At 36.6% G+C, this 11,600-nt stretch carries 9 protein-coding genes and 2 pseudogenes; all 11 read left to right on the top strand.

From position 1 onward, the window contains the following. Positions 1–210 precede the first annotated feature (210 nt). Positions 211–1,203 (top strand): nuclease-related domain-containing protein, encoded by a 993-nt coding sequence (locus tag J7E67_RS23875; RefSeq protein WP_251026960.1) that lies wholly within the window; start codon positions 211–213, stop codon positions 1,201–1,203. 26 nt (positions 1,204–1,229) lie between these two features. Next, on the top strand, positions 1,230–1,997 hold the full coding sequence (gene pdaA / locus J7E67_RS23870; RefSeq protein WP_214715357.1) for a delta-lactam-biosynthetic de-N-acetylase: 768 nt from the start codon (positions 1,230–1,232) through the stop codon (positions 1,995–1,997). An 88-nt stretch (positions 1,998–2,085) separates the two neighbouring features. After that, positions 2,086–2,841, top strand: a pseudogene (locus tag J7E67_RS23865) (class I SAM-dependent methyltransferase). A 153-nt stretch (positions 2,842–2,994) separates the two neighbouring features. Beyond that, positions 2,995–4,374, top strand: coding sequence for a 23S rRNA (uracil(1939)-C(5))-methyltransferase RlmD (gene rlmD / locus J7E67_RS23860; protein WP_214715360.1), 1,380 nt, complete (start codon positions 2,995–2,997; stop codon positions 4,372–4,374). A 470-nt stretch (positions 4,375–4,844) separates the two neighbouring features. Beyond that, positions 4,845–5,834: a LacI family DNA-binding transcriptional regulator gene (locus J7E67_RS23855; RefSeq protein WP_214732983.1), complete on the top strand. Its 990-nt coding sequence runs from the start codon at positions 4,845–4,847 to the stop codon at positions 5,832–5,834. Positions 5,835–5,954: 120 nt separating this feature from the next. Further along, a complete protein-coding gene (locus J7E67_RS23850; protein WP_214715362.1) occupies positions 5,955–6,920 on the top strand; it encodes a substrate-binding domain-containing protein in 966 nt (321 codons plus the stop codon). A 79-nt stretch (positions 6,921–6,999) separates the two neighbouring features. After that, on the top strand, positions 7,000–8,514 hold the full coding sequence (locus J7E67_RS23845) for a sugar ABC transporter ATP-binding protein (protein WP_214715363.1): 1,515 nt from the start codon (positions 7,000–7,002) through the stop codon (positions 8,512–8,514). Then, positions 8,507–9,484: an ABC transporter permease gene (locus J7E67_RS23840; RefSeq protein WP_251026957.1), complete on the top strand. Its 978-nt coding sequence runs from the start codon at positions 8,507–8,509 to the stop codon at positions 9,482–9,484. Before J7E67_RS23845 ends, J7E67_RS23840 begins: the two co-directional genes overlap by 8 nt. Before the next feature lie 11 nt (positions 9,485–9,495). Further along, entirely contained in the window at positions 9,496–10,530 is a 1,035-nt protein-coding gene (locus J7E67_RS23835; protein ID WP_214732982.1) for a Gfo/Idh/MocA family protein, read from the top strand. A 136-nt stretch (positions 10,531–10,666) separates the two neighbouring features. Then, positions 10,667–10,756, top strand: a pseudogene (locus tag J7E67_RS31510) (VOC family protein); the annotation flags it as partial. A 409-nt stretch (positions 10,757–11,165) separates the two neighbouring features. Next, positions 11,166–11,288: a hypothetical protein gene (locus tag J7E67_RS31935; RefSeq protein WP_285290573.1), complete on the top strand. Its 123-nt coding sequence runs from the start codon at positions 11,166–11,168 to the stop codon at positions 11,286–11,288. Positions 11,289–11,600 lie beyond the last annotated feature (312 nt).

Genomic DNA, 11,600 nt, shown 5'->3' with positions numbered 1-11,600 from the left:
AAAATATGTAGTAAGTGCCAAAAAATATGTAATAAAGATACGGATTTTGTGGCTGATTCCCAGATATTATTCTAAATTTTGTGGGAAACTTCCCTAGGAGCAAAAATAGACACAAAAATGTCATAACAACTACTGAAAAAGTGGAGGTGGATTAGGATTTCTATTGAAAATATACTATTAAATACAAAGGAGGAATAAATCTTGATTGAAATGGAACTCACCCCACCCACCTTTTTACTACAAGCTGAGACTTTAGAAAGACGGATAGCAGATAATCATAGAAAGATGCAGGATGTAAAGGCCAAAATTAGAATTTTAAGATCCGGGTACAATGGAGAAAAAACAATCAAATATTATCTGGACCAAATTCCAGAACACAAATATCATATTTTTTACGGGCTCCGCCTCCCCATAGGTAATACTTTCTTCCAAATTGACACGCTTCTACTTTCAAATAAATTCATATTAATCCTTGATGCTAAAAACCATTCTGGAACGTTACGCTTCGAAATAAATCAATTGATTCATGAATATGGGGACAATAGAGATGTTTATGAAAATCCAGTTGCCCAAGTAAATCGACATAAAATTTTATTAAGATATTTATTTGAAAAATTTAAAATACCTCCTGTCCCCATCGAAAATCTTATAACAGTTTGTAAACCATCAACTGAAATTATTATCCAGCAAGGTTATCAAGAAGCAGCGCAAAAAGTCATCAGAGCTTATGATTTATTAAAAAAAGTAGATGAATTAGAGGAAAAGTATACTGAAAAAAAGTTAAATCAAAAGCATCTTAATCAAATGATTAACCTTTTAAAAAAACAACACACTCCTCAAAAAATTGATATTCTTAATTTTTTTCAAATTACAGAAGACGAATTAATCACAGGAGTGCAATGTCCAAGATGTTTATACGTCCCCATGGATTATAGAAGGTCAAAATGGATATGCCCTGAATGTCTCTTATTTTCAAAAGAAGCATCCATTAATGGTATTAACGATTACTTCTTGCTGATTAAAACCTCATTTAGCAATCCTGAAATCCGGAAATTTCTTCTCTTGCCATCTTCGAGATCGACCACATCATTTCTACCAAAATTAAACCTTCCCCAAACTGGTACAAAAAGAGGCCGAATCTACCACCAACCAACATTTCCTTTTTCCACCAATCATGTTTTTTCACCTAAAAGCAAACAATAATATAAACAAAAATAGGGGGAACATGGATGAAAAGATTATTATGCATCCTCAGTATGCTGCTCGTATTGATACCTCAGAGTACATATGCGGCTGTTTCCAATCAGCCGGTCCATTGGGGCTTTAAAAAGGGTGTTAATGAACAGCCAGCAGAAGCAGGGGCCGAGCTTGATCAGCTGATCGAAAAATACGGGGCTTTTTATAAAAGTAACCCTAATTCAAAGACACTTTACCTTACCTTCGATAACGGATATGAACAAGGTTATACCCCTCAGATTCTTGATATTTTAAAAAAGGAAAAGGTACCTGCAACATTTTTTGTAACTGGACATTACCTGCTCTCAGCAGAGGATATCGTTAAAAGGATGGTAAAAGAAGGGCATATTGTTGGTAACCATTCGTGGCATCATCCAGACCTCACAGCTGTAAGTGACGAAAGGATACGTGAAGAGCTGGAAAAGGTCCGCGTTAAAACGAAAGAATTAACGGGTCAAAAGGAAATGAAATATCTCCGCCCGCCAAAAGGAGTCTTTAGCGAGCGAACGATGCAAATTGCTAAAGAAGAGGGCTATACACATGTTTTCTGGTCCCTTGCCTTTGTCGATTGGAATGTGAACCAGCAAAAAGGCTGGCAATATTCCTACGACAATATCATGAGACAAATCCATCCCGGTTGTATACTGCTATTACACACTGTTTCAAAAGACAATGCCGATGCACTTGAAAAGGCGATTCAGGACTTAAAGAAAAAAGGCTACAAGTTCAAAAGCCTGGATAAGTTTCCGAAGAAAAAATAATCAAAGGCAAAGGCGAATTTATTCAATAATTCGCCTTTTAATGATTCATTTTATAATATACAATATTATCCAGTGGGAGGGGGATATAATGAAATCAACAGAAAAATTTACCGACAAGGCAGAAGTCTATGCAAAATATCGCCCAGGTTATCCGGAGGAATATATACTATATTTACTCGAAGCAACTAAGTTAAATGAGAATTCGATCATAGCGGATATTGGATCTGGGACCGGTATATTCAGCAGGCAATTACTTGAAAGAAACGTAACTGTTATTGGTGTGGAACCAAACGATGAAATGAGAGAGAAAGCAGAACAATCGTTAAAACAGAATGCCCGGTTTATTTCGGTAAAAGGTGAGGCTGAACAAACCACTTTGCAGGATAAAAGTGTTGATTTAGTGACGGTGGCACAAGCATTTCATTGGTTCGAAAAAGACAAATTCAAATTGGAATGTAATCGGATTTTGAAACCAGATGCAAAGGTTGCGCTTGTGTGAAATAGTCGAGATGCATCAAGTGATTTAAACAAGGAAAGTAAAGAGATTTGCCAAAAGTATTGTCCGAATTTTAAGGGGTTCAGCGGCGGGATGGACGAAACTCAGGAAGTTTATCATCAATTTTTTAAAGATGGAATTTATGATTTTAAAAGTTTTCGAAATGACTTGGAATTAGATTTTGAAGGATTTTTGGGAAGATATTTGTCCGCTTCCTATTCTCCGAAAAAGACGGATGTGGAGTATGACCTCTTTATAACCGCCCTATCAAACTTATTCGAAATGTATAGTCACAATGGGCAAATAATATTACCAAATATCACACGAAGCTACTTGGGAAAGGTGTAAGTTATCAATAGTTATCAATGCCGAATCATGGAGATTCGGTTTTTCTATGTAAATCATGCTATAATACGGGGTAAAATTAAAATGAAACTATCTGTAATGAAGAAACAGTTACTGGGGTTCTTTGAATTTATGGAATAATTTGGAGTGAAATAGATGAAAACTGATCAAAATATCAAAATCGAACTAAATCAAACCTTTCCGCTGACTATCAAAAGGCTCGGCATTAATGGGGAAGGCGTAGGCTATTTTAAAAAACAGGTTGTCTTTGTGCCGGGAGCCCTTCCAGGTGAAGAAGTTGTGGTAGAGGCAACCAAGATTAACCCTAAATTTGCTGAGGCAAAAATCAAAAAAATCCGCATTAAATCCCCGCATCGTGCCCTGCCGCTTTGCCCGGTGTATGATCAATGTGGAGGATGTCAACTACAGCACTTGAAATACGATCAACAGCTTAAGGAAAAACGTGATATTATCATTCAATCACTTGAGCGCCATACGAAAGTCGACATCAACAAGCTCGACATCCGTGAAACAATTGGTATGGAAGACCCATGGGGATACAGAAACAAGAGCAGTTTTCAAGTCAAGGCAATCGACGGCAAGGTATTAGCCGGACTTTATGGCCTTAATTCCCATCAATTGATTAATATTGACGAATGTGCTGTGCAGCACGCGCAAACAAATGAAGCAACATCTGAAGTTAAGCGGATTTTAGAGGAATTAAAAATTCCCATTTATAATGAAAAATCTAGAAAAGGTATTATTCGAACCATTGTCACTCGTGTCGGCATCCAAACTGGAGAGTTGCAAATAGTTCTGATAACAACACAAAAGGAATTGCCAAAAGTAGACACTATCATACAGGAAATCCAAAAACGTCTTCCGCATGTAAAATCAATTGTCCAAAACATAAATGGGCAAAAAACGTCCCTTATTTTTGGAGAAGAAACGCTCCCATTAGCGGGTGAAGATTTCATCCAAGAAACACTGGGAGACTTACAATTCGAGCTTTCAGCAAGGACCTTCTTCCAGTTAAATCCTGTTCAGACAGTAAAGCTTTATAATGAAGTGAAAAAAGCAGCAGCACTGACTGGCGAAGAAAAAGTATTAGATGCCTATTGTGGAGTGGGAACTATTGGCTTATGGCTTGCTGACCAGGCGGGAGAAGTCCGTGGGATGGACGTCATCACAGAATCGATTGAGGATGCGAAGAAAAACGCAAAGCGCCACGGAATTACTAATACTAAATACGTACCTGGAAAGGCAGAAGAGGTCCTTCCTAAATGGGTCAAAAAGGGTTGGAAGCCCGATGTCATTGTAGTCGATCCACCTAGAACCGGCCTAGAGGGGCAGCTCATCCAAACCATCCTTCAGGCAGAACCAAAAAAGTTGATATACATCTCATGTAATCCTTCAACTTTGGCTAAGGACATTCAGAACTTAAGCGCGAAATATGAAGTAAAATATATCCAACCAGTGGACATGTTCCCGCATACGGCACACGTTGAGTGCGTTTCGCTGATAGTTTTAAGATAAAATAGCCTAGCCATAGATGCAAAAAATGCATCCATGGCTATTTCTATTATTTAGAGTGAAGGTTTAATTGTATCATGTTAGGGTAATTAGCTCCTATGGACTCATTCAACATTTAATAATTCATCCTCATTACAGTGGAAATCACCGGGATATCCCCCTGTGCCTAATTCAATGGCTTCAATCCCTTTTGAAGAAACATAGATTAACATGTCTTCCAAACTTTTATCGGAAAATAATACGGTAAAGACAGACACCTAATCTCAATTGAAGTACACCCCTTACAGTTTATTATCTGAATCTTGAAAAATGTAATCCATTACATTTTTAAGATATTAGAATTAGTCAATTAAATCAACCATTTTATTTTATTGAAAAATTTGTATTGACAGAAAATTTGGAACATATTACTATAAAAATGTAATCGATTTCAAAAATATGTACTATGAATTCAAAGAAAGTAGGACAGTGAAATGGCAAACATCCAGCAGGTTGCTAAACAAGCGGGAGTTTCTGTTGCAACAGTATCAAGAGTACTTAACGGTCAAAATACCGTATCTATAAAAACAAGAATGAAAGTCGAAGTTGCTATTAAAAAATTAAATTATGAACCTAGTTTGTTAGGGAGAAATCTAAGAAATTCAGAAAGTCGGCTTCTTTTGATTTTAATTCCAACCATCTCGAACCCTTTTTATTTAGAAATTATTAAAGGAATTGAAAAGGTTGCGATTAGTCAAAATTATAGTATTCTCTTGTGTGAAACCGATTCCAACAATGAGAAAGAGAATATTTACTTCGATTTAGTTCGTAAAAAGATGGCAGATGGAATTATTTCAATGGATCCTACTGTCAATGTTGAAACACTGAAAAAGCTTGCAGAAGATTATGCGATTATTCAATGTAGTGAGTATGAAGAATGCAGCGGGATTCCTTATGTAACCATTGATAACGAAGAAGCCTCTTACCGGGCAGTTAAGCATCTGATTCAAATTGGCCACAAAAAAATAGCCCTAATGAATTCGGATGAAAAATATTTATATGCTCGACAACGGAAAATGGGTTACAAACGTGCGTTGGAAGAGAATGGAATTTCTTTAAAAAATGAATATATCATTCCTACCCAACACTTAGGATTTGAAAATGGGCAGCAGGCAATGAAAAAGATCTTGAATTTACAAGACCGACCAACTGCAGTATTTGCTGTATCTGACCTTTTAGCCATTGGGGCGCTCAAAGAAATAAATGCCTCTAGTTTGCACGTACCTAACGATATAGCAGTAGTAGGTTTTGATAAAATTGATTTTTCAAATATGACAAACCCTACTCTAACAACCGTTGCCCAACCGATGCATAAGATGGGAACCATTGCAGCGAGGATGTTGATTGATAAAATTAAAGGGGAAGAAGTTGAAAGCATTATATTAGATCATGAATTAGTGATACGAGAGTCCACATCAGGATAATACATCTAAGATCAGCGCTCTGCCATTAAAAGAAATTAATAGTAGAACGCTGACCTTAGATGTAATCGATTACAAATACATATAGGGAGAGCTTTTTAAAAAAACAAAGGGGTGAATGTTTTGAAGAAATTTCTAGTCTTAATTTTGTCTTTAGTAACAATGTTTAGTTTGGTTGCATGTAGTAATGATGCAGGAAGTTCCAAAGGTGGAGAAGAGGATGATACGCTGAAAATTGGTATTTCATTACCAGCGGCTACACATGGTTGGATGGGAGCTTTGATTGATAGTGCTGAAAAGCAAGCAAAGGCACTGAAAGAAAGTGATGGCATTGAATACTTGATGACGAATGCTGCTGATCCAAATAAGCAAGCAAATGATGTTGATGATTTAATCGCTCAAGATGTGGATGTTATCGTTATGCTTCCAATTGAGTCTGCAGCACTTTCTCCAGTAGGGCAAAAAGTTAAAGATGCAGGGATTCCTTTAGTTATTGTTGATCGTGAACTTGAAAATGATGCAGCTACTGTAGTTGTAAAAGGTGACAATGAAGGTATCGGCGTCAATGCTGGTAAATACTTTGTAGAAAAGTTAAATGGAAAAGGAAAAGTAGTTGAAATTACTGGACCGCCAAGTTCAGTTACTGAACAACGTGGAGCAGGCTTTAAAGAAGCAATGGAAAGTTCAGACATTGAAGTGATCGCTTCACAAAGTGGAGATTTCTCAACTGAAAAATCGTTAGAAGTTATGCAAAATATTTTACAAGCTCATCCACATATCGATGCTGTGTTCACACAGGATGATGGAATGGCTCTAGGTGTACTACAAGCAATTAAAGAAGCTGGCCGTACCGATATTAAATTTGTTACAGGTGCTGGCGGCGGAAAGGCTGTATTTGAAGATATTCAAGCAGATGGCTTAATTACAGCAACATTCTTATACTCTCCAACAATGGTTGAAGATGCAGTTAAAATTGCAGCAGACATTGCAAAAGGTAATGATCCAGCAGAATCAATGGTTGTAAAAGAAGCTACTCAAGTTACAAAAGAAAATGTTGATGAGTTCTATGATCCAGAATCAAAATTCTAAATAATTGTTCGGAGATACAATGATTGGAGATACAGTTATTGTATCTCCTCTTTTCCTAAAAAGGAGGGATGAAAACGCCATGACTACAAGTCCTTTTTTGACAATGACCAACATTGAAAAATCGTTTAATGGGGTACCAGTGCTGAAAAAAGTAACGTTAAATGTCCAGCAAGGCGAAATTCATGCATTGTTAGGAGAAAATGGTGCCGGTAAATCTACACTGATGAACATTTTAGGCGGCGTTCATCAACCCGATAATGGCTCCATTCACATTAATGGCCAAGAAGTAAGAATGTCTAATCCAAGAGTATCTCAGGAGCAAGGGGTCAGCTTCATTCATCAAGAACTTAATGTGGTATCTGATCTCAGAGTCTATGAAAATATGTTTTTAGGTTCAGAACTTCGAAGTAAATTGGGATTCTTAAAAGTAGAAGAGATGTGCATACAAACGAATGAAATATTAGCAAAGCTTGGTGTTGATATCAACCCTAAGGAATACGTCAGAAATCTAGAAACCTCTTATAAACAATTAATTGAAATATCAAAGGCGTTGCTACATAAATCTAAACTGATTATTATGGACGAACCTACAACATCGTTAGCGGAACATGAAGTTAAACGTTTATTTGAATTAATGAAGAACTTAAAGAAATCAGGCGTGTCGATTATTTATATTTCTCATAAGTTAAAGGAAATCAAGGAAATTTGCGACCGTTATACGGTGTTACGTGATGGAGAACTTGTTGGGACTGGCAGTATTGATCATGAGGATTTAGATACGATTACCAAGTTAATGGTAGGTAAATCTATTTCTCAAGATAGATTAGTTCAAAAGCATTCCTTTGGACCCCTTGTTTTAGAAGTAAATAACTTAACGAGTCAAGGATTATATAAAAATATTAACTTTACCCTACGAAAAGGTGAAATATTAGGTTTTACTGGCTTGGCTGGGGATGGCAGAACAGAGCTTTTTGAAAGCTTATTTGGTTATCGAAAAAAATACACTGGTGAAATTAAAATTAATAACAAGCTGGTAAAGATAGATCATCCACGAAAAGCGATAGAAGCAGGCTTGGCACTTGTTCCGAAGGATCGGAAAGAAAATGCAATCATAAAAGATTTAAGCGTGATTCATAATATGAGTTTATCGTCCATCGGACATTTTGAAAAGTCTGGTTTTATCCAGGAAAGGCAAGAAAAGGAGAAATTCCAATATTATAAGGATAGGCTGAACATTAAAGTTCACAACCCGCGTATAACAATCGATAAGTTAAGCGGAGGAAACCAACAGAAAGTTATTATTGCTAAATGGCTTGAGGTAGATACGGATATTATTATTTTTGATAATCCAACACAGGGGATTGATGTTGGAGCGAAGCAAGAGATTTATCAGCAAATTGTCTCATTAGCAGAACAAGGGAAAGCCGTTATTATCTTATCTTCAGAGGCACCAGAAGTACAAAAGATTTGTCATCACATCTATGTCATGTACCAAGGGGAAATCACAGCCCGATTAAAGGGAGAAGAAGCAACAGAAGATAAAATTATGAGTTATGCAACTGGCTCAAAAAGGGAGGCCGAAAAAATTGGCTAATGTTAATACAATGAAACAACCTAATCAGCAAACCTCAACTACAAAAAGTCGCCTCTCTTGGCTATGGTCGGAGTATAGCGTCATTATTGCCTTCTTAATTATTTTTGTTGCAGCATCGATATTAAGTCCTAGATTTCTAGATATCAATAACCAACTAAATATATTAATGCAAGTTTCGATTATTGGAATTGTCGCTTTAGGTATGACCGTTGTTATGCTTTCTGGCGGCATTGACTTATCGGTTGGATCAGTACTCGTATTAGTCGGTGTCATAACCGTTTTAGCCCTAAATGCAACTGGCAGTATTTTGGTTGCGGTATTAACTGCTTTCGTAGTCGGTTCATTCGCAGGATTTTTAAATGGATTAATGGTTGCGAAAGGAAGAATTGCTTCGTTTATTGCTACCTTGGGGATGATGGCTGCCGCGCGATCCATTGCCTTATATATTGCAGAAGGTGGAAGTATTTCAGGGGAAGTTTCTAGTTTCACTGCTATTGCTAATAGTGATTTATGGATTTTTGATTATCCTGTCATTATTTTCTTTGTTATGACAGCCCTTGTTTACATTTTAATGCATAAGACTCGCTTCGGACGTTATGTATATGCTCTTGGCAGTAATGAAAAAGCAGCGCTTCTTTCAGCAATCCGAGTAGACCGCGTAAAAATTGGTGTCTATAGCTTGGTAGGATTACTTGTGAGTGTTGCAGCTATCATTGAAACATCTCGATTAAACTCGATTTCTTCTTCAAGTTCAGGAGTTCAATATGAATTAGATGCGATTGCTGCGGTTATCATTGGTGGTACAAGAATGACGGGTGGCCGTGGTAAGATTATGGGTACATTTTTTGGTGTGCTAATCTTAGGTATTCTGAATAACATGATGAACTTAATGAATGTTTCTCCACACCTCCAAGGGTTCGTTAAGGGATTAATTATCATCATTGCAGTAGTATTCCAAAAGAGAGAATAGGGGGGAATCCTTTGGGTTTAAAAGTAGGAATTATTGGTTGTGGCTCGATCACTAAATTACGCCACGCACCCGAATACAAAGCTAATCCCTATGTGGATGAAATCATTTTTTACGATCGGAATCTAGACCGAGCCACCGAACTTGCTAACCAGTTTGGTGGTAGTGTAGCTCAAACAGTAGAAAAGTTACTTGCGGATCCAACGGTTGATGTAATAAGTGACTGCTCTTCGAACGAGTTTCATCATATCTTTTCTACAAAGGCATTACTAAGCGGAAAGCATGTTTTATGTGAAAAGCCGATTTCTTTAACAGTTAAACACGCAGAGGAAATTATCGAAGCTCAAAAAAAATCTGGAAAAAAACTAATGGTTGATCATAACCAGCGATTTACTAAGGCCCATCAAAAGGCTAAGGAAATTATAAAAAATGAAGAGCTTGGAAAAGTACTTACCTTTCGAACAACATTTGGACACTCTGGACCGGAACAATGGGGTGTCGATAAATCAAATTCTACATGGTTCTTTAAAAAGGAACGCTCAAGTCTTGGAGTGGCAGGAGATTTAGGGATTCATAAGGTCGATCTACTACATTACTTATTAGATGATGAAATCGAGCAAGTTAGTGCTTTTCAAGGCGCTCTTGACAAAGTTAATGAACATGGTGAACCCATTGAAGTATGCGATAACATCGTATGTAGTTTAAAAACGAAAAATGGTCGTTTGGGTACAGCTTCCTTTTCTTGGACCTATTACGGAGAAGAAGACAATAGTACCATTATTTATTGTGAAAAAGGTATTGTGAAGATTTATCATAGTGACAACTATCAATTAGAAATAATGTGCAAAAATGGGGAAAAGGTTAAATATAAACTAGAAAGAATCCAAACAAATGATAACCAAACTAATAGCGGTGTCATCGATGCATTTGTTGAATGTGTTCGCCTAGATCAATCGCCACTTGTTACAGGCAAAGATGCACTAGTTTCGCTAAAAGTAATTTTAGGTATTATTGAAGCAGCAGAAAAAGGTAATGTTATTACAATTTAATAGAGTTTCTCCTTTACTCTATAGTTAAAATAATATTTTTCAAAAAATTGTATATATTTCTGGTGAGGTAATATATTAGACTTTGGCTCAAATTGAAAAGCTGTCATCATCCATGTAATCTTATTAGAAGGAAATCATGGGAAGATTAGTTCATTTCGAAATTCATGTGACTGACATTGAACAGGCAAAGAAGTTGTATGGAGAGGTATTCGGATGGTCATTTCAAGTTTTTGATCATAATCTTTCATGAAAAGCCTCCTGATTATAAGGTAATGTGTAATCAACTTTCAAAAGTGGAGCTCTACCTGAGTGTTTAAAGTTATGTCTATATAGGCTTAATAATTTGTGTGGTCTTATATTAATAAGAAAAAGTATATCTTCTATGGATTGTTTGGTCTTGCGATTAAACAATACCACAAAAAGAACATACTTTTTCATTTTTTATGCCTTTTTTTGGAAGCTCTTAAAGAGCATCGCAGAGCGATTTCGTTCTTCTCTTACTTTAGAGGGAACAGAACCATCCCTGATTTCCTAAACTGCATTTTTTTTGTAATGGGCAGGCTTTCCTCTGGTAGTTCAATCCTCCATGTTTATTAACGATGAAGATATAGAATAGAGCACCTACAAGGAGTAAGTTGGCAATAATCGAGGGATTAAGTCAAATTGCCGGGAAAGAATATATGGGATATACTACGTATGGCTCAGAAGGCTTTTTGTCACTTGAAAATTGGGGCCAATTAAGAGGCGGAGCTCTATGATTTGTGAGGTGGGTTTTCAAGATCAAGAGATGCTAGAAGAACTTCGTAAAATGTAAGATTTGCTCACTAATTCAGAAGGAATTTTCAAAATTATTATAAATCTTTGAGATTGTAGTGTGATTATTCCTTCTAAGTAATTTCGGACTAAATTTTAAGGAAATTCAACAGTTTCTTCCTGGATTGTTAACAAAGTAAAAAAGTAAACTCACCAAACATCTCATGTGTTGCCACATACACTCTGCACATGTGGAGTGCGTGTCGCAACTCATTTTAAAGAAAGGCAACTAACCCTCTAAACTGGCACCCATGTCA

Source organism: Bacillus sp. ISL-46, assembly GCF_018613205.1.
Note: the sequence above shows the minus strand (reverse complement) of the source record. Positions and strands in the feature narration are given on the sequence as shown.

Coding starts and splice junctions, on each gene's coding strand:
- rlmD (WP_214715360.1), top strand. CDS start 2,995: ATGAAAACTGATCAAAATATCAAAATCGAACTAAATCAAACCTTTCCG.
- J7E67_RS23855 (WP_214732983.1), top strand. CDS start 4,845: ATGGCAAACATCCAGCAGGTTGCTAAACAAGCGGGAGTTTCTGTTGCA.
- J7E67_RS23875 (WP_251026960.1), top strand. CDS start 211: ATGGAACTCACCCCACCCACCTTTTTACTACAAGCTGAGACTTTAGAA.
- pdaA (WP_214715357.1), top strand. CDS start 1,230: ATGAAAAGATTATTATGCATCCTCAGTATGCTGCTCGTATTGATACCT.
- J7E67_RS23845 (WP_214715363.1), top strand. CDS start 7,000: ATGACTACAAGTCCTTTTTTGACAATGACCAACATTGAAAAATCGTTT.